The organism is Micromonospora sp. NBC_00421, from assembly GCF_036017915.1.
Classification (GTDB): domain Bacteria; phylum Actinomycetota; class Actinomycetes; order Mycobacteriales; family Micromonosporaceae; genus Micromonospora.
Genome location: NZ_CP107929.1, coordinates 6,487,054 through 6,505,400 on the forward strand (window position 1 = coordinate 6,487,054; position 18,347 = coordinate 6,505,400).

Annotated in this window: 18 protein-coding genes; 14 read left to right on the forward strand and 4 right to left on the reverse strand. The window is 72.2% G+C overall.

The genetic code is table 11. The features are described 5' to 3' along the window. Positions 1–161 precede the first annotated feature (161 nt). The 7 genes from OHQ87_RS27875 (at position 162) to OHQ87_RS27905 (ending at position 9,086) form a co-directional block, all read left to right on the forward strand. Positions 162–1,379 (forward strand): PP2C family protein-serine/threonine phosphatase, encoded by a 1,218-nt coding sequence (locus OHQ87_RS27875; protein ID WP_328342672.1) that lies wholly within the window; start codon positions 162–164, stop codon positions 1,377–1,379. Continuing rightward, on the forward strand, positions 1,376–3,217 hold the full coding sequence (locus OHQ87_RS27880) for a sensor histidine kinase (protein WP_328342674.1): 1,842 nt from the start codon (positions 1,376–1,378) through the stop codon (positions 3,215–3,217). Before OHQ87_RS27875 ends, OHQ87_RS27880 begins: the two co-directional genes overlap by 4 nt. Further along, positions 3,214–3,666, forward strand: coding sequence for a response regulator (locus OHQ87_RS27885; RefSeq protein WP_328342676.1), 453 nt, complete (start codon positions 3,214–3,216; stop codon positions 3,664–3,666). Before OHQ87_RS27880 ends, OHQ87_RS27885 begins: the two co-directional genes overlap by 4 nt. Further along, the gene (locus tag OHQ87_RS27890; RefSeq protein ID WP_328342678.1) at positions 3,659–4,465 is read left to right on the forward strand and encodes an inositol monophosphatase family protein; all 807 of its coding nucleotides are present in this window, start codon (positions 3,659–3,661) and stop codon (positions 4,463–4,465) included. Before OHQ87_RS27885 ends, OHQ87_RS27890 begins: the two co-directional genes overlap by 8 nt. Before the next feature lie 287 nt (positions 4,466–4,752). Next, the gene (locus OHQ87_RS27895; protein WP_328342680.1) at positions 4,753–5,766 is read left to right on the forward strand and encodes a coiled-coil domain-containing protein; all 1,014 of its coding nucleotides are present in this window, start codon (positions 4,753–4,755) and stop codon (positions 5,764–5,766) included. Between the two features lie 36 nt (positions 5,767–5,802). Next, a complete protein-coding gene (locus OHQ87_RS27900; RefSeq protein ID WP_328342682.1) occupies positions 5,803–7,356 on the forward strand; it encodes a fused MFS/spermidine synthase in 1,554 nt (517 codons plus the stop codon). A 71-nt stretch (positions 7,357–7,427) separates the two neighbouring features. Then, positions 7,428–9,086: a serine/threonine-protein kinase gene (locus tag OHQ87_RS27905; RefSeq protein ID WP_328342684.1), complete on the forward strand. Its 1,659-nt coding sequence runs from the start codon at positions 7,428–7,430 to the stop codon at positions 9,084–9,086. Positions 9,087–9,151: 65 nt separating this feature from the next. Here OHQ87_RS27905 and OHQ87_RS27910 read toward each other — a convergent pair whose 3' ends face one another. Both OHQ87_RS27910 and OHQ87_RS27915 read right to left on the reverse strand, forming a co-directional pair. Continuing rightward, positions 9,152–9,820: a potassium channel family protein gene (locus OHQ87_RS27910; protein WP_328342686.1), complete on the reverse strand. Its 669-nt coding sequence runs from the start codon at positions 9,818–9,820 to the stop codon at positions 9,152–9,154. After that, on the reverse strand, positions 9,810–11,144 hold the full coding sequence (locus OHQ87_RS27915; RefSeq protein WP_328342688.1) for a TrkH family potassium uptake protein: 1,335 nt from the start codon (positions 11,142–11,144) through the stop codon (positions 9,810–9,812). The genes OHQ87_RS27910 and OHQ87_RS27915 overlap by 11 nt, the downstream gene beginning before the upstream one ends. 207 nt (positions 11,145–11,351) lie before the next feature. On the opposite strand from OHQ87_RS27915, the gene OHQ87_RS27920 reads away from it, so the two are divergent. The 3 genes from OHQ87_RS27920 (at position 11,352) to coaD (ending at position 13,919) form a co-directional block, all read left to right on the forward strand. Continuing rightward, positions 11,352–12,485: a glycerophosphodiester phosphodiesterase gene (locus OHQ87_RS27920; protein ID WP_328342690.1), complete on the forward strand. Its 1,134-nt coding sequence runs from the start codon at positions 11,352–11,354 to the stop codon at positions 12,483–12,485. A gap of 421 nt (positions 12,486–12,906) precedes the next feature. Further along, entirely contained in the window at positions 12,907–13,440 is a 534-nt protein-coding gene (locus OHQ87_RS27925; protein ID WP_328342691.1) for a DUF6817 domain-containing protein, read from the forward strand. Positions 13,441–13,496: 56 nt separating this feature from the next. Next, on the forward strand, positions 13,497–13,919 hold the full coding sequence (coaD, locus tag OHQ87_RS27930; RefSeq protein ID WP_328342692.1) for a pantetheine-phosphate adenylyltransferase: 423 nt from the start codon (positions 13,497–13,499) through the stop codon (positions 13,917–13,919). 237 nt (positions 13,920–14,156) lie between these two features. Here coaD and OHQ87_RS27935 read toward each other — a convergent pair whose 3' ends face one another. Further along, positions 14,157–14,675 carry a hypothetical protein gene (locus tag OHQ87_RS27935; protein ID WP_328342695.1) on the reverse strand — a complete coding sequence of 173 codons (519 nt, stop codon included), beginning with the start codon at positions 14,673–14,675 and terminating at the stop codon, positions 14,157–14,159. A 263-nt stretch (positions 14,676–14,938) separates the two neighbouring features. Continuing rightward, the gene (locus tag OHQ87_RS27940; RefSeq protein ID WP_328342697.1) at positions 14,939–15,169 is read right to left on the reverse strand and encodes a GntR family transcriptional regulator; all 231 of its coding nucleotides are present in this window, start codon (positions 15,167–15,169) and stop codon (positions 14,939–14,941) included. Between the two features lie 298 nt (positions 15,170–15,467). Here OHQ87_RS27940 and OHQ87_RS27945 point away from each other — a divergent pair, with 298 nt between their 5' ends. The 4 genes from OHQ87_RS27945 to OHQ87_RS27960 all read left to right on the forward strand — a co-directional run bounded on the left by OHQ87_RS27945 (position 15,468) and on the right by OHQ87_RS27960 (position 18,302). Continuing rightward, a complete protein-coding gene (locus OHQ87_RS27945) occupies positions 15,468–15,839 on the forward strand; it encodes a DivIVA domain-containing protein (RefSeq protein ID WP_328342699.1) in 372 nt (123 codons plus the stop codon). Continuing rightward, on the forward strand, positions 15,836–16,096 hold the full coding sequence (locus OHQ87_RS27950; protein WP_328342701.1) for a hypothetical protein: 261 nt from the start codon (positions 15,836–15,838) through the stop codon (positions 16,094–16,096). The genes OHQ87_RS27945 and OHQ87_RS27950 overlap by 4 nt, the downstream gene beginning before the upstream one ends. Positions 16,097–16,349: 253 nt before the next feature. Then, positions 16,350–17,555 (forward strand): substrate-binding domain-containing protein, encoded by a 1,206-nt coding sequence (locus tag OHQ87_RS27955; protein WP_328342703.1) that lies wholly within the window; start codon positions 16,350–16,352, stop codon positions 17,553–17,555. A 3-nt stretch (positions 17,556–17,558) separates the two neighbouring features. Then, positions 17,559–18,302 (forward strand): ABC transporter ATP-binding protein, encoded by a 744-nt coding sequence (locus OHQ87_RS27960; RefSeq protein ID WP_328342704.1) that lies wholly within the window; start codon positions 17,559–17,561, stop codon positions 18,300–18,302. Positions 18,303–18,347: the final 45 nt, after the last annotated feature.

Below are 18,347 nucleotides of genomic sequence, written 5' to 3' on the forward strand. Positions count from 1 at the left end.
CACCCGATGACGGCCTTGCCCGGGTACGCCCCGACCGGGCGGACCGTGTTGTGTGCGACCGTTGTCTAATACAGGATCAGTAGGGCACTCGGAAGGAGCCCGACATCACCAGCGAACTCCCGCGTCTCGCGGCGGTGACCCGGTCGCACCGGGGGCCTGGCATGGCCGGGTCCTCCGCCGCGCCGTACCCGCACGGCGGGCTCGGGCCCCACGCCAACCTGCCGCCCGGTGAACGGCTGCGGGTGCTGCTGGTCGAGGACGACGAGGGCGACGCCTTCCTGGTCGGTGAGCTGCTCGCCGAGACCAACTCGATGATCGACCTGCTTGTCGCCACCAGCCTCAGCGAGGCCCGGCAGCGGATCGCCGGGGTCGACTGCGTCCTGCTCGACCTCGGGCTGCCCGACGCACAGGGCCTGGACGGGCTGCGCCGGGTGCTGGAGATGTCAAGCGGCGCGGCGGTCTGCGTGCTGACCGGCCGCTCCGACGAGCACCTCGGCATCGTCGCGGTCGCCGAGGGCGCCCAGGACTACCTGGTCAAGGGGCAGGTCGACGGGGTGTTGCTGACCCGCGCCCTGCGCTACGCGGTGGAGCGCAAGCGGGCCGACGAGAACGCCCGTCGGCTGCGTGAGGTCGAGCTGCGCCAGGCCGAGTCGGCCCGGTTGGAACGGGGCCTGCTGCCCCAGCCGCTGATGACCACCGACGAGGTGGCGGTGCACACCTTCTACCGGCCGGGCCGGCACGCGGCCCTGATCGGCGGGGACTTCTTCGACGTGGTGCAGACCCGCCCCGACCGGGTCGACCTGATCGTCGGTGACGTCTGCGGGCACGGGGTGGACGAGGCGGCCCTCGGCGTCGAGCTGCGGGTGGCCTGGCGGGCGCTGATCCTGGCCGGGGTGCCCGACGACGAGGTGCTGCCCGCCCTGGAGCAGGTCCTGATGAGCGAGCGCCGGCTCCAGGAGATCTTCGCCACCGTCGCCACCGCCCGGCTCGACCTGGCCGCCAACCGGGCCACCGTCCGGTTGGCGGGTCACCCGCCGCCGTTGCTGCTGTCCGGCGGTAAGGTCGCGCCGGTTCCGGCCCGTGGTGGCCTGCTGCTCGGCGTACGACCCCGCCGTCCCGTCGCGTTCGATCTGGAGTTCGACACCGATGACTGGTCCCTGTTGATGTACACCGACGGCCTGATCGAGGGGCGGGTGGGTGACGGTGACGACCGGTTGGACGTCGACGGGCTGACCGGCCTGCTCCAGGAGCGCGCCAACCACGCCGTGCCGCTGTCCGAGTTGCCCGCCTGGCTGGTCGGCCGGGCCGAGCAGATCAACGGGGGGCCGCTCGCCGACGACGTCGCCATGCTGCTCGTCACCCGGGGCGGTGGCCGGTGAACACGTACCGTTCGGGGTGGACCCTGCGTCGTCGGGTGCTGGCGCTGCTGGCCGTGGTCGGCGTGCTGCTGGTCGGGCTGGCCGTCGCCGAGGCGGCGGTGGCCACGAAGAACCGCGCCCACACCGACGCGCTGCTCACCCGGACCGGCCCGCTGCGGGTGCAGGGGCAGGAACTGCTCAACGCGCTGCTCGACCAGGAGACCGGCATCCGCGGTTACGCGGTGAGCGGCAACCGCGCCGACCTGGCCCCGTACGAGCAGGGGGTGCAGCAGGAGCGCGACGTGGCCGCCACCATCACCACCCTGAGCCGGGACTATCCGGCGATCGCCGGCGCGCTGCGCACCGCCCAGCAGCAGGCGGACGCCTGGCGGCGGTCGGTGGCCGAGCCGGTGATCGCGACCACCGGGAGCAGCGGCACGGTTGCCGCCCAGGCGTTGATCACCGCCCAGGCCCGGCAGCAGTTCGACCAGATCCGGGCGTCGGTGGGTGACCTCCAGGCGGCGATCCTGGCCGAGCGGGAGCAGGGTGCCCGGGACATCGAGCGGACCGGCAACCTGCTGGTGGCGCTGCTGGTCGTCGCGGCGGTGGTGGTGGTCGTCGCCGGGATCCTGATGGTGCTCTCCCTGGAGCGGATGGTGATCCGGCCGCTGACCGGCCTGGCCCAGCAGGTGCGGGAGGTCGCCGCGGGTGACTACCAGCACCACATCGCCGGGTCGGGGCCGCCGGAGTTCCGCCGGCTCGCCGACGACGTGGACGTGATGCGGCAGAAGATCGCCAAGGACCTGGCGGAGGTGCGGGCCGCCCGGGAGAACATCGAGTGGGTCAACAGCCAGTTGCAGAAACAGGCCGAGGAGCTGACCCGCTCCAACCGTGACCTGGAGCAGTTCGCCTACGTCGCCTCGCACGACCTCCAGGAGCCGTTGCGCAAGGTGGCCAGCTTCTGCCAGCTGCTCCAGCGCCGGTACGCCGGGCAGCTCGACGAGCGGGCCGACCAGTACATCGCGTTCGCGGTGGACGGCGCGCAGCGGATGCAACGCCTGATCAACGACCTGCTGGCGTTCTCCCGGATCGGCCGGCTCACCACCGGCTTCGTCGACGTCGACCTCAACAAGGTGATGGCCGACGTGGCCAGCCAGACCGAGCCGGGCCGGCAGTACGCCGACGCCGAGCTGACCTGGGGCGAGCTGCCGGTGATCCGGGGCGAGGAGCCGCTGCTCACCAACCTGCTCGTCAACCTGGTCAGCAACTCGGTGAAGTTCCGCCGCCCCGACGTCGCGCCGAAGGTGCGGGTCTCGGCACGGCTGGTCGATGCCGAGTGGGAGATCACCTGCCAGGACAACGGCATCGGCATCGAGCCCGAGTTCGCCGACAAGATCTTCGTGATCTTCCAGCGGCTGCACGCCAAGGACGCCTACCCGGGCACCGGCATCGGCCTGGCCATCGTCAAGAAGATCGTCGAGTACCACGGCGGTCGGGTCTGGGTGGACACCGACCAGGCCGAGGGGACCGCGATCCGGTTCACCCTCCCGGCCCGCCCGGAGGACGTCGAGGCGGCGAAGGCGGCGGCCGAGGCGGATGCCACGGCCGACCCGGACGGCACGGAGCCGGCCGGGACGGACGCCACGGCGACGACCGGCGGGGACGGCCCGGAGACGACCACCGACGCCGCTGCCGCGTCCCACCCGGTGGGGGAGACGCCCGCGCCGGCCGGGGAGGCCGAGCCGGCGGACCGGCCGGCACCGGTCGGGCGGCAGCCGGGCGGGGTGCAGGACGAGGACCCACCCGGCGGGTCGCCGGGACAAGGCACCACGGGTGGTACGAAGGAGAGGGTGGGATGACCGCGCCGGCGGACGGCAAGAGCCCGATCGAGGTTCTGTTGGTCGAGGACGATCCGGGTGACGTGCTGATGACCCAGGAGGCGTTCGAGGAGCACAAGCTCCGTAACCGGCTGACCGTCGTGTCCGACGGCGCCGAGGCGCTGGACTACCTGCGGCGCGAGGGCCGGTACACGGACGCGGTGACCCCGGACCTGATCCTGCTCGACCTCAACCTGCCGCGCCGGGACGGCCGGGAGGTGCTGGAGGAGATCAAGAACGACGAGCAGCTGCGCCGGATCCCGGTGGTGGTGCTCACCACCTCCCAGGCCGACGAGGACATCCTGCGCAGCTATCAGCTGCACGCCAACGCCTACGTGACCAAGCCGGTGGACTTCGAACGTTTCATCTCGGTGGTCCGCCAGATCGACGAGTTCTTCGTCAGCGTGGTCAAGTTGCCGCCGCGTGGCTGACCAACTGCTCGCCGACGTCGACACCCTGCTACGGGAGACCGCGGCGGACGTGGTGCTGCCGCTGTTCCGCAAGCTGGACGACGCCGACGTCACCGAGAAGGCCCCGGGTGACCTGGTCACCGTCGCCGACCAGCGGGCCGAGGAGCGGATCTCGGCGGAGCTGCGCCGGCTGCTGCCCGGCTCGCTCGTCGTCGGCGAGGAGGCGGTGGCCGAGGACGGGTCGTTGCTGCGTCACCTGCGCGACGGCGGCGACGTCTGGGTGGTCGACCCGGTCGACGGCACCGGGAACTTCGCCGCCGGCCGCCGCCCGTTCGCCCTGATGGTGGCCCTGCTCAGCGCGGGTGAACCGGCCGCGTCCTGGGTGTTCGACCCGCTGGCCGGGACGATGGCCGTGGCCCGTGCCGGCGACGGCACCCGGCTGGACGGCCGGCCGGTGCGCTCCGGTGCCACCGTCGCGCCGCAGCGGTTGCGGGGCACCGCGATGGTCCAGTACCTGCCGCAGGCCACCCGGGACCGGGTGGCGGCCGGCGAGGGGCGGATCGGGGAGCTGCTGCCGGGTCAGCACTGCGCCGGGCGGGAGTACCTCGACCTGCTCACCGGGGAGCAGCAGTTCGTGATGTTCTGGCGGACCCTGCCCTGGGACCACGCTCCCGGTGCGCTGCTGGTCCGCGAGGCGGGCGGGGTGGCCCGGCGGTTCGACGGCACCGAGTACCACCCGGCCGACGACGGTCGGGGGCTGCTGGTCGCCGTCGACGAGCCGACCTGGCAGGAGGTCCGCGCCGCCCTGCTCGGCGACTGACCGCCCGCTCCCTCGCCACTGTGACTCCTGCCGGGAGGCCCTGCCCGGCGACTCCTGCCGGGAGGCCCTGCCCGGCGCCCGACAGATCGACGAGTTGGACCCTCGGCGACCGGCCCGACACGCCGGGTCGAGGGTTGTTGTCAGGTGTCGTCACGGGCCTGGTCACCGCGTGTGATTGCGGTAATGTGACCGGCGGTCTCCGCCCCCAGGCCGCCAACCGGGGCCGGCGGGACCGCCGCCGTGCCGGCCTGCGACCGGGCGTCGGCGGCAGAGGGAAGGACACCCCCGTGCCCAGGACCAGCCTGACCCGGCCACGTCTGCGTCGACCGTTGACCGTGCTGCTCGCCTCGCTGGCGCTGCTGCTCGGCGTCGGCGCGGTGCCCGCCTCGGCAGAACCCGGCGAGGGCGGCACCAAGCAGCTCAAGGACGCGCTCACGGCGGCGGCGAAGGGGCACATCGAGGCCAAGGCCAAGCTGGACAACTCCAAGCGGCGGCAGACCGCGTTGACCGCCGAGCTGAAGGTGATCGAGGGCCGGCTGGGCGAGCTGACCGCCCAGGTGGGCGAGGTGGCCGCGCAGTCCTACCGGGTGGGCCGGTTGACCCCGACGTCGATGCTGCTCAACACGGCCAGCCCGGAGGCGTTCCTCAAGCGCGCCGCCGACCTCGACATGATGGCCCAGCGGGACGGCAAACAGCTCCGCGCGCTCGCCGAGGCGCGGCAGACCGCCGCCGAGGCCACCATCGCCATCAACACCGAGGTCCGCGAGCAGCAGAAGCAGCTCGCCACGCTGGCGAAGAAGAAGCGGGAGGCCGAACGCGCCCTGGCCACGGTCAGCTCGGGCAGTAGCGCCGGTTTCAGCGGCGGGTCGAGTTCGGCGAAGCCGGCCCCGCGAAACTCCGACGGGTCGTGGCCGGGCGAGTCGTGCTCGGTGAACGACCCGACCACCTCCGGCTGCATCACCCCACGCACCCTGCACGCCATGCAGCAGGCCAAGGCGGCCGGTTACAAGCGGTTCGTGTCCTGCCACCGCAGCGGCGGGGGCGGCGAGCACCCCAAGGGCCGGGCCTGCGACTTCTCGGCCGCCACAAGCGGCTTCAAGGACGAGACGGCCACCGGCGGGGACAAGGCGTACGGCGACAGCCTGGCCAACTACTTCAAGAACAACGCCAACCGGCTCGGCGTGCTCTATGTGATCTGGTACCGGCAGATCTGGATGCCGAACACCGGTTGGCGGGCGTACAGCGGGTCGGGCAGCCCGGCCGCCGACCACACAAACCATGTTCACCTTTCGATGTACTGACCGTCCGGCCCAGGAACGGGACGTAGCATCGCGACGGTGAGCAGCACATCGTCCGACGTCGTGACCGCGCCGACGCCCTCCGCGCCGGTCCCCTCCCGCGCCCTGCCCAACGGGCTCGCCGCGTTCCTGGTCTTCTTTTCCAGCGGCGCGGTGCTGGTGCTGGAGACGGTCTCGCTGCGCCTGGTCGGCCCGTACGTCGGGGTGACCCTCCAGGTGACCAGCTCGGTGATCGGCATCGCGCTGGCCGCCATCGCGTACGGGGCGTGGTCGGGTGGGTGGCTGGCCGACCGGCGCGACCCGCGCGGGCTGCTCGCCCCGGCGTTGATCCTGGCCGGCATCGCCGCCGCTGTCACCCTGCCGGTGGTCCGGTACGCCGGTGAGCTGCTGCGCGGCGGGGCGGTCAGCGGCATCCTGCTGCTCACCGCGCTGGCGGTGTTCGTGCCGGCGGCGCTGCTGTCGGCGGTCACCCCGCTTGTGGTGAAGCTGCAACTGGCCGACCTTCGGCGCACCGGGCAGGTGGTCGGGCGGCTCTCCGGCATCGGCACCCTCGGCGGCATCACCGCCACCCTGGGCACCGGCTTCGTGCTGGTCGCGGCGCTGCCCAGCACGGTGATCCTGATCGGCCTGGCGGCGGCGCTCGGCGTGGTCGGGCTGGCGCTCGGGGTCTACCTGCGTCGGCAGGAGGCCGCCGGGTTGCCCGGTCCGGCCCGGACGAAGGCCACCCTGGCGGTGCTCGGGCTGGTCGCGGCGGGGCTGAGCGCGGTCGCGCCGAACCCGTGCGACGTGGAGACCGCCTACCACTGCGCCCGGGTGGAGGCCGACCCGTCCCGGGCCGGTGGGCGCACGCTCTACCTCAACTCGGCCCAGCACTCGTACGTCGACCTGAACGACCCGACCCACCTGGAGTACGAGTACACCCAGTGGATCGGCGCGGTCGCCGACGTGTCCGCCCCGAAGGGGCAGCGGCTGGACGCGCTGCACCTGGGCGGGGGCGGGTTCACCATGCCCCGCTACCTGGGCGCCACCCGGCCGGGCACCGACAACGTGGTCTTCGAGATCGACGGCGAGCTGGTCGAGCTGGACCGGCGGGAGTTGGGCGTCAGGACCGGGCCGGGGCTGCGGGCGGAGGTGGGGGACGCCCGGATGCTTGTCGGCGGGGAGCCGGCGGACAGCCGTGACCTGGTCGTCGGGGACGCCTTCGGACACCTGGTGGTGCCCTGGCACCTGGCCACCCGGGAGATGGCGGCGGAGGTCGACCGGGTGCTCCGCCCCGGCGGGATCTACGTGCAGAACGTCATCGACTACCCGCCGGGCCGGTTCATCCGCGCGGAGCTGGCCACGGTGGCCGCCGAGTTCGACCACGTGGCGCTTGTCGCGCCGCCGGAGGCGATCGCCGGGCGGCAGGGCAGCAACTTCCTCATCGTCGCCTCGGACGCCCCCCTGCCGCTGGACGCGCTGCGGATCCGGCTGGGCACGGTGGCGAAGATCCCGGACATGTTGGCCGGCAGCGAGGTGACCCGGTTCGTCGACGGCGCGCTGGTGTTGACCGACGACTACGCCCCGGTGGACCAATTGCTCGCGACCGCCTGATCGGGTGACTTTCCTGACCGATTACGACCATCGAGGTGTAGGCCGGGTCGTCCCGGGCAACTCGGTCGACCATGGGTGCAGGAGTGCGCAACGCCGCCCAGCTCCTCGGTGAGCGGTACCGGCTGATCGAGCAGCTCGGCGCGGGCGGCATGTCCGTGGTGTGGCGCGGCTACGACCAGGTGCTCGGCCGTCAGGTCGCGGTCAAGGTGCTCGCCTCCCGGCTGGCCGCCGACCGGGCCTTCCGGCACCGGATCCGGATCGAGGCGCAGGCCGCCGCCCGGCTCTGCCACCCCAACATCACCAACGTGTACGACTACGGCGAGTCCGAGCAGGTCGGGCTGACCGTGCCGTACGTGGTGATGGAGCTGGTGGACGGCGGCCCGCTCACCGCGCGGCTCGGCCGCGACGGGCAGCTGCCCTGGCGGGAGGCGGTGACCATCGGTGCCGAGGTGACCTCGGCGCTGGCCACCGCGCACGCCCGGGGGGTGGTGCACCGGGACGTCACACCGGGCAACGTCATGCTTACCGCCACCGGGGTGAAGGTGGTCGACTTCGGCATCTCCGCGCTGGTCGGCGAGAGCGAGAAGGGGCCGGACGGCACCCTGCTCGGCACCCCCGCCTACCTCGCCCCGGAACGCCTCGACAACGGCCAGGTCTCCCCGGCCACCGACGTGTACGCGGTCGGGCTGCTGCTCTACCGGATGCTCACCGGGCGGCTCCCCTGGCAGGCCAGCACCACCACCCAGATGTTGCGGGCGCACATGTACCACGACCCGGAGCCGATGCCCCCGGTACGCGGGCTCCCCGACGAGGTGGTCGAGCTGGTCGGTCGCTGCCTGGCCAAGCGCCCCGAGGACCGGCCGGCGACGACCGAGGTGGCGCGTACCCTCGCCGGCGCGGCCGGGATGGTCGCGGCGGTGCCGGTCTCCCCGGCCCCCGGGCTGCTCGATCCGGCCCTGCTCGCCAACGCCGGCACCACGATCCTGCCCTGGTCGGCCGACACCGACGCGTTGCCCTTCTCGGGCCGGACCCGCAACCGGCGGGCCGCCACCCGCCGCCGCCGGATCGAGGCCGGGGTGGCCGCCGTGAGTCTCGTCGCGGTCACCGCGGCGATCTGGGGGGTGACCTCGCGCAGCCCCGCCAGCGGTGGTGCCGACCGGCCCACCGAGGCCCGGATGGGGTTGCCCGAGCCCATCGGGTGCGAGGTCGAGTACGCGCTGCGCAGCGACTCCGGCAAGGACTTCGCCGCCCAGCTCACGCTCACCAACACCGGTCCCCGGGAGCTGCGCGACTGGACGATGAGCTTCGCGTTCCCCGGCCAGCAGACCGTCACCACGACCACCCCCGGGGTACGCCAGGAGGGGCGGCTGGTCCGGGTCACCCCGGCGGCCGGAAGCGCCGCGCTGGCCCCGGGCGCGGCGGAGGAGGTCTCGCTGACCGGCCGGTACACCGGCGGCAACCCGCTGCCGCTGGAGTTCAGCGTCGGCGAGTCGAGCTGCGGGGTGCGGGTCTCCGGGGTGGCCGGCAGCGCCCCGGTGGTGAAGCCGCCGACGGCGAAGAAACCCGTGGCGAAGAAGCCGGCGAAGTCGTCGGGCAAGACCTCGGGCAAGGGCGGGTCCGCTGCGGCCGGGCCGGCGAAGCCCAAGCCGAAGGCCGAGCAGCCCGGCAAGGGACAGGGGCCGGCGGCGGGCAAGGGGCCGGGTGGGGCACCGGGAAAAGCGGGAAAGTGACTGGGAGGGGAGGCAAGGGCGGCGGTAGAGGCGGCGGTCCCGGCCGGGGACCTCGGGGCTGAGGCTCAGCGCAGGGCCGCGAACTGTTGTACCTGGGCGATCCCGCCCTCCACGATGAGGATGCTGCCCGGCCCGAGCACGGTCTCGGGGTCGGCGTACCGGAAGCGTTCGCCTGCCGGTTTGGCGCCGACCACCATCACCCCGTACCGCTCCTGAGCCGCGATCTCCCGCAGCCGGCGGCCGACAAGCGGCGGCGGCACCGGCACCTTGGCGATGGCGAAGTCCTCGCCGAACTCCATGAAGTCGAGCATCCGGCTGACGATCAGGTGGGCCGTCCGTTCCCCGGCCTCCGCCTCCGGGAAGACCACGTGCTGCGCGCCGACCGAGGCCAGGATCTTGGCGTGCTTCCGGGAGGTCGCCCGCGCCCAGATCTGCGGTACGCCCACCTCGGTCAGGGCCAGCACGGTGAGCACGCTGGCCTCCACCGAGGCGCCGATGGCGACCACCACCCGACGGAAGTCGCCGACGCCGAGCTGCCGTAGCGCCTGTTCCTCGGTGGCGTCGGCCTGCACCACCCGGTCCAGCGACGCCGACCAGCGCTGCACCCGTTCGGCGTCGCGGTCCACGGCGAGCACCTGGTGGCCGAGCCGGGCCAGCGCCCCGGCCAGGTGGCAGCCGAACCGGCCCAGCCCGATCACGGCGATGTCGCCGTCGTCCTCGTCCCTAGCCGACAACGGGTTGCTCCTTCGGGTAGCGGTAGAGCCGGCGTCGGGTGTTCAACGCGATCGCCGAGCCGAGGGTGAGCGGTCCGATCCGACCGATGTACATCAGCACGGTCAGCACCAGTTGGCCCGACGCGGGCAGTTGCGGGGTGAGCCCGACGGTGAGGCCGGCGGTGCTGAACGCCGAGGTCACCTCGAACAGCGTCTCGTTGAACCGGACGCCTGTGGTGAGCACGGTCAGGCCGAACGTGCCGGCGGTCACCAGCGCGACGCTGATCAGCGCCACCGTCAACGCCTGGCGTTGGCTGACCACCGCGATCCGGCGGCGGCCCACCGTGACGTCCGGCTCGCCGCGCAGCTCCGCCCAGATGACGAAGCCGAGCAGGAAGAACGTGGAGACCTTGATCCCACCGGCGGTGCTGGCGCTGCCACCGCCGATGAACATCAGGGCGATGAGCAGGGGGTAGCTCTCCTCCTTCAACGCCGCCACGCCGATCACGTCGAACCCGCCGGTACGGCTGAGCGCGATCTGGGTGAACGAGGCGAGCAGCTTGTCCGGGGTGTCGTAGGTGCCGATGGTGAACGGGTTGTGCCACTCGGTGGCGAGCAGGCCGACGACACCGATGGCCAGCAGCACCACGGTGCCCCAGATGGTCAGCTTGGTGGCGACCGCCCAGCGGACCGGTCGGCGGCGTTGACGGAACGCCTCGAACAGCGCGGGGAAGCCCAGCCCGCCGACGATCGCGCCGAGGGCCAGCGGCAGCGACACCCACGGATCACGGGCGAAGCCGACCAGACCGTCGGTGTAGAGGGTGAAACCGCCGTTGTTGAACGCCTGGATCGAGTGGAACGCCCCGGACCACAGTGCCCGGCCCGGCGGGTAGTGGTAGGTGAGCCAGAGCCGGCCGGTGACCACCACGGTCATCACCAGTTCGCAGCCGAACACCGTGCCGGCGATGCGCAGCAGCAGACGACGGAGGTCGGCGAAGCCGTACTCGGCTGTCTCGGCCTGTACCAGCAGCCGGTTGCGCAGCCCGAGCTGCCGGGTGACCGCCAGGCTGACCAGGGCCGCGCCGGTGAGGATGCCCAACCCGCCGGCCTGGGTCAGCACGGTGATCATCGCCAGCCCGAAACCGTTCCAGTAGTTCGGGGTGTCGGTGACCGCCAGGCCGGTGACCGAGACCGCCGAGGTGGCGGTGAAGAGCGCGGTGACCGGCGGGGTGTAGCGGTGTGCGCTGGTGGCCCAGGGCAGCATCAGCAGGCCGGTGCCGATCGCGATCGCCACCAGGAAACCGAACGGCACCAGCCGGACTGGGTGACGAAGGAACCCGCGCACCAGACAATCCTGTCGATTCCGGCGAAGTCGGGTCGGTGAATCGCGTATCCCGGTGCGGTCCCGGCTCCCGCGCCGGTTTCCCCGCAGGGTTCACCTGGCGGTCAGTCGACGACCAACTGCCGGTCAGCCGCGCCCGGTCTGCTGGTGACGCCCACCTGCCGGGACGTCCCGCGACCTGTCGGACGTCCATCGACGAAGGAGATCGCGTTGCGACGTACCCTTTCCGCTCTCGGGGTGGCCGGCGCGCTGCTCGCCGTGGCCGTCGCCGTTCCGGTGGCCGTGCCCGGCGCGGCCTCGGCCCGCGAGGACGACGCGGACCGTGCCGACCGGGCCACCCACCGGCCCGTGGTGATCGGCCACCGGGGGGCCAGCGGTTACCGCCCGGAGCACACCCTGGAGGCGTACCGGCTGGCGATCCGGCTGGGTGCCGACTACATCGAGCCCGACCTGGTCTCCACCCGGGACCGGGTGCTCGTCGCCCGGCACGAGAACGAGATCTCCGGTACGACCGACGTGGCGGCCCGCCCGGAGTTCGCCGCCCGCAAGGCCACGAAGACCATCGACGGGGTGCCGGTCACCGGCTGGTTCACCGAGGACTTCACACTGGCCGAGCTGAAGACGCTGCGGGCCAAGGAGCGGCTGCCGCAGGTACGGGTGGCGAACACCGCCTTCGACGGCCGGTTCGAGGTGCCCACCTTCCAGGAGGTGCTGGACCTGGCCCGCGCCGAGTCGAAGGCCCGGGGCCGCACCATCGGCGTCTACCCGGAGACCAAGCATCCGAGCTACTTCGCCTCGATCGGGCTGCCGCTGGAGGAGCCCCTGGTCGCGGTGCTGCGCCGCAACAGGCTGACCCACCGCGACGACCCGGTCTTCATCCAGTCCTTCGAGACCGCCAACCTGCGCAAGCTCGACCGGATGACCGACGTGCCACTGGTCCAGCTCCTCGACGCCACCGGCCGGCCCTACGACTTCACCGTCGCCGGTGACCCTCGCACCTACCAGGACCTGGCGACCGCCGCCGGCCTGCGCGGGATCGCCGGGTACGCCGACGGGGTCGGGCTGAACAAGAACCTGATCGTCCCCCGGGACGCCACCGGCAAGCTGCTCGCCCCGACCACGGTGATCCGCGACGCGCACCGGCACCGGCTGGTGGTGCACGCCTGGACGTTCCGCGCCGAGAACCAGTTCCTCCCGGTCGACTTCCGGATCGGCACCGACCCGAACGCCCGGGGCGACATCACCGCCGAGTACGAACTCTTCCTCGGCCTCGGCCTGGACGGCGTCTTCGCCGACCAGCCCGACACCGCCGTCGCCGCCCGCGCCGGCCTCCCCACCCGCTGACCCTTACCCGCTGATCCCTACGCCTGTTGACCCCCGCGCCTGTTGACCCCCGCGCCTGCTGATCCCGCGCCCGCTGACCCCGTGCCTGCTGATCCCGCGCCCTGCGTGATCGACTGACCGGGTCCCCGGGCGAGGGTGGGGGTGGGCTCCAACGGGGTGGGCCACGCGGTTTCGGCCGGGCACGGCGAGGCGGTCACCGCCTGCGACACCTATAGCCATGCGGCCCCTTTCGACCTGATGACGTAAACGATTCAGCCGGTGGCGGTTTATGCGTACCCGTCGGGGGACGCCGGTGGCGGGTCTATGCGTATCCGCCGGGGGACGCCGGTCGTGACCGGTGTGCGGCGTACCGATGGTGGTGTGATTTTTGCCCTTGGCCCGGGGGCGGCGGGTTTCGGTGGTCGATACCTACAGTCGGGGCATGGGGACCGACGACGGGGTGCGGGGCTGGCTCCGCCGGCACGGCGCCGAGCAGATCGCGCATCCCGGCGGCACCCTCTACGCCCACCTGTGCCGGGTCGGCGACCGGCTCGCCGCGCTCGGCTGCGCCCATGACGTGCAGGCCGCCGGCCTGGCCCACGCCGCCTACGGCACCGACGGCTTCGACCTCGCACTGCTCGACCGGGCCGACCGTGCGGTGCTGCGGGACCTCGTAGGTTCCGAGGCCGAGGAGATCGTCTATCTGTACGGCGCCTGCGACCGCAAGCGCAGCTGGCGGAAACTGGCAGAAACCGGCCAGGTGTTCGACCGCTTCACCGGGCAGGTGAGCACGCCGGACACGGCGCGGCTCAGGTCGTTCACGGACCTGAGCATCGTCAACGAACTGGATGTCGTCGAGCAGGATCCGACCGTGGCGGCACGGCACGGCGCGTACCTCCGGGAGCTGTTCGCCTCCTGGACCCCCCTCGCCTCCGCGCAGGTCAGCCGCGACGCGCAGCGGGTCCTGGGGTGGTGACGCCCGGACCATCGGCCGGGCCGCCGCCGACGGCAGGAAACCCCGCTCGGGTACGCGTGCGCGCCGTCTATCCCGGCAGCTTCGACCCCTTCACCCCCGGGCATCTGGACGTGGTGGACCGGGCCCGCGCCCTCTTCGACGAGGTGGTCGTACTCGTCGCGATGAACAGCAGCAAGAATCCGGACGTCGACGAAGGGGAGCGGGCCGCCGCCGTCCGGGCCGGTCTGCCGGCCGGATGGTCCTCCGTCACCGTCGTCGCCTGGCGCGGTCTGACCTCCGCCTACTGCCTCGGCCACGGGGTGGGGGTGATCGTCCGGGGCGTGCGGAACACCACCGACCTTCAGGCCGAATGCCGGCTCGCCGCGATGAACCAGTCGCTGGGCGTCCCCACGGTGTTCCTGCCCGCCCAGCCCGAACTGGCGGCGATGTCGTCGACCGCCGTACGCACGCTGGGCAGACTGCCACCGCGCTGGGCGTAACGCGGACGCGCGGGTGGTTCGGGTCGTCGGATTGTGGAGAGTTCTTGTCGCCAGGGCCGCCAGGGCCGCCAGGGCCGCAATAACTCTCCACAATGGCCGAGGTTGGACGGTCGCCGAGCAGGTCGGCCCACCATTCGGGAACTGATCGAGCTGGTGGGGGCGCGCTCGGGCGGTCAACGGAGCAGGATGGTCGTGACGCGGGCATGGGCCGCGCCGGGTCTGGCTGCTGCGGGGTGGTCAGCGGGTACGGGGTGGCGTGGCCGACGGGTGATCGAGGTCGTCGCGCAGTGCCTGGAGCCGGTCGCGGCAGCGCAGGATGAGGCCGGTGATCTCGTCGAAGGTCGCCGCATCGACGCGGTTTCCGTCGAGCCACAGCGCGCGTACGGCCGTCCGGCTCTGCACGAGGTACGTCGCGGCAGCCTCGACCAGCCCGACGAACTCGGTACGGTGCTCCGGGGCGGCCTGCCGGGCGTGGCGTCGTGCCGCCTGCACCGGCTCACCGGGAGCGGTGAAGATCGTGGCGAGGCTGCCACCGTCGGCCCAATCAGCCCGATCAGCCCGATCAGCCCGATCAGCCTGGTTGGCCAAGTCGCCCCGGTCGCCCCGGTTGGCCTGGTCGCCCCGGTCGCCCCGGTTGGCCTGGTCAGCCCGGTTGGCGCTGTCGGCACCGATGCCGGCCAGCACGTACTCAAGTTCGGTTGCGGCCAGAGTCAGCCTGCCGACGGCCAGGACCGTCCCATCGGTGAGTCGCCGCATCGGCTCACCCTAACGGAGCGGACCTCACGTCATGCCCCACCAGGCCGCGCAGCCCGAGGGGCCCGGCGGAGGGGCTCAGGACGATGGGGTGGACGGGAGAACGCCGGCCGGCACCGCTTCCGCAGCCCTCCCGCGGATCGGCTGATCCGTTGACGTCATCAGGTCCAAAGGATCTGCGTGCACTATGTGTCGCCGGTCCGGGCAACCTCTGATCGTGGACGCCGCCACGGCCGCACGCACCCCACCGGGTTGCCGCGCGGCCGTTACCGCGTCGAGGTCTGGGCGACGTAGGTGCCACGGCCGGGCTGACCGGTGATCAGCTCGCGGTCGTGCAGCAGTGAGAGCGCGCGCGAGGCGGTGTTCATGTGCACCTGGTACGCCTCGGCAAGCTCGCGGGTGGACGGCAGTTTGTCGCCGGGTTTGAGTTCACCGCTCTTGATCTTCGCGGTGAGTTCATTGGCGATCTGGCGGTATGGGGCTTCAGCTGTGGGCATGGTGAGACTCCGGTTGGTTCGGCGTCTCTGATCATGCCGGGCCTGCACCAGTAACTGCAACAAGCTGTCGTGTCGCGTGAACAGAGGGTCGACCTACACAAACATTTTGGGTATGTTGTGGATGTCCGGTTCCGGTTGGTTCGGCAAACCTCGGGGGCGGACACCAAGGGTTGGCTTCGGGGCCGTACCGCCGCCCAGGGCTGCGGTCCCGAGGTCGGGTGACCCGGCCCGCGTCCCCTATCGGCGGGCCGGGTCGCCTTCCACCGCAGCGACCCGACCCGACCCCGGAAGGTGACCCATGCGCATCCTGCTGTCCCTGTTCCGCAGCCTCTGGCCCGGCCGTCCGGGCCGCAGTCCCTGGCCAGGCCGTTCGGGCAACTGCCTCTGGCGTCGCCGGGCGGAACGACGTCGGCCGCAGCGCCCGCCCAACGGTGGGTGGTACCGCTCGGAGGTGTGTCGGCCGCTGACCGCCCGGCAGGTCCAGGAACGACAGTTCGGCCTGGTCAAGCGGGGACTCGACCCGGTGGAAGTGGACGCCTTCCTGCACCGGGTGGCCGCCGACCTGGCGAAGACCCGGCGTGATCTGGCCATCGTCCGGGAGGAAAACCAGCGGATCAAGAGCGCCCTGCGCTCCTGGCGCACCCACTTCACCTCGGACGTGCGCTGGTGAGCCGGGAGCGGTTCGTCGTACACCTGCCGGTTGTCGCCGAGGATCTGGTCGCCGCGCGGGGATTCGCCCGGGTGGTCACCCGGGCGCTCGGGTTCCTGGCCGATGTCGACCGGGGCGGTACCACCGTGTCCCGGGAGGACGAGCAGTCCGTACGCCACTGGGTCTACTGCGACCGGCGACTGGCGGGCGGCCGGCGTTGTTCGCGCCCGGCCGACCACGACGGCGGCTGCGACCCGCCGACGAGGGCCGACCCGTGAGTCGGGCAGCGGGCACCGCGGCGATCGGCCGGGCGGCAACGGTGGCGCAGCGGTGGCGGGGGGCGACACCCGGGCCGGGCGGGTGATGGGGGTGAGCGCCACCCGGCACCAGGTGACACGCCGGGTCGTCGTGACGACTGTTAACACCGGCCACCCGGTACGTGTCACTTGTGTGTCGTCGCCACATAGCCCGTGGGTGACGTCACTTCTAGCGTGAGCCGTCACAAGCTTCCTGTCCTCACCTGGAGTCGCGATGACGGTCCGGCACACCCGGCGGGCGTTCCTCTCCGCCGCCACGATGATGGCCGCGGCGCTCGCCGCCACCGCCTGCGGCAGCCCGCAGGACACCGCCTCCGGCGGCGGTGACTCGGCCGCCCCGGTCAAGGTCGGCCTGGTCTACTCCCAGTCCGGTGCCCTGGCCAGCTACGGAAAGCAGTACGTCGAGGGTTTCAAGGCGGGCCTCGACTTCGCCACCAGGGGCACCGGCAGGGTCGGTGACCGCACCGTCGAGCTGACCGAGGTCGACGACGCCGGTGACCCGGCCAAGGCGGTCTCCGCCGCCAAGGATCTGATCGGCAAGGGCACGAAGATCATCGCCGGGTCGACGGCGTCCGGGGTGGCGCTCCAGGTCGCCCCGATCGCCGCCCAGAACAAGGTCCTGTTCATCTCCGGCCCGGCCGCCACCGACGCGGTCACCGGCGCCAACAGGTACACGTTCCGCTCCGGCCGGCAGTCCTACCAGGACGTGGTGACCGCTAAGTCGTTCATCGGCGACCCGACCGGCAAGAAGGTCGTCGTGTTCGCCCAGGACGGCGCGTTCGGCGACGCCAACGAGGCCGCCGTCAAGGCGGTCATCGGTGGGGCGGGCGCCACCGTCAGCAGCGTCCGGGCCCCGGCCAGCGCCAGCGAGTTCACCCCGTTCGCCAGCCAGATCAAGGCCGCCAGGCCGGACCTGCTCTTCGTCGCCTGGGCGGGCACCACCGCACCGGCCATGTGGCAGACCCTCGACCAGCAGGGCGTGCTCGCCTCCACCACGGTCGTCACCGGGCTGGACATCCGCGCCTCCTGGCCGACCTTCGGCGCGGCCGGCAGCAAGATCTCGTTCCTGTCGCACTACTTCGACGGGGCCAGCGACACCGAGGCCGCCAAGGCCGCCAAGGCGAAGATCCCCGGCGGGACGCTCGACCTGTTCCACCCCGACGGTTTCGCCGCCGCGCAGATGGTCGTCCGGGCCGCCCAGGAGGGTGGGGACGACGTCGACAAGATGGTCACCGCCCTCGAAGGCTGGACGTTCGACGGGGTGAAGGGCCCGATGACCATCCGCGCCGACGACCACGCCCTGCTCCAGCCGATGTACCAGGCCAAGCTCACCGGCAGCGGCACCGCGTTCACCGCCGCCGCGCAGAAGACCCTGACCGGGGACGAGACCGCGCCGCCGGTCACCCCGATGAAGGGCTGACCGGTGCTCGCCACCCGTGGTCTGACCTGGCGGATCGGTGAGGTCGCCATCGTCGACGACGTACACCTCGACCTGGCACCCGGGGAGTTCCTGGGCGTGATCGGGCCGAACGGCGCCGGCAAGACCTCCCTGTTCAACCTGATCACCGGCCTACGCCAGCCGACCGGCGGCCGGGTCCTGCTCGACGGCGAGGACGTCACCGCACTCCCACCGCACCGACGCGCCCGGCGCGGTCTGGGCCGTACCTTCCAGGCGTCCTCGGTCTTCGGGTCGCTCACCGTGCGGGAGAACGTCCGGCTGGCCGTACAGGCGTACCGGGGTGGCTCGATGAAGCTGTGGCGGCGGGCGGCGGCCGACCGGGAGGTGGCCGCCGCCGCCGACGCGGCGCTCGACCGGGTCGGCCTGCACCACCGGGGTACGGCGCTGGCCGGCACCCTGGCCCACGGCGAGAAACGCAAGCTGGAGATCGCCCTGCTGCTCGCCGGGGAACCCCGGGTGATGCTGCTCGACGAGCCGATGGCCGGGGTCAGCGCCGAGAACGTCCCCGAACTGGTGGACGTGATCAGGTCGCTGACCGGCGACAGTGGCCGGTCGGTGCTGATGGTGGAGCACCACATGGACGTGATCCTGGAACTGGCCGACCGGATCGCCGTGATGCACCACGGCGCACTGCTCGCCTGCGACACCCCGCAGACCGTGATGGCCAACGCCACCGTCCAGGCGGCCTACCTGGGGGAGTCCCTGTGAGCGCGAGGAGTGAGCCGGTTTTGCGAGCCCCGCAGTCGCGAACGG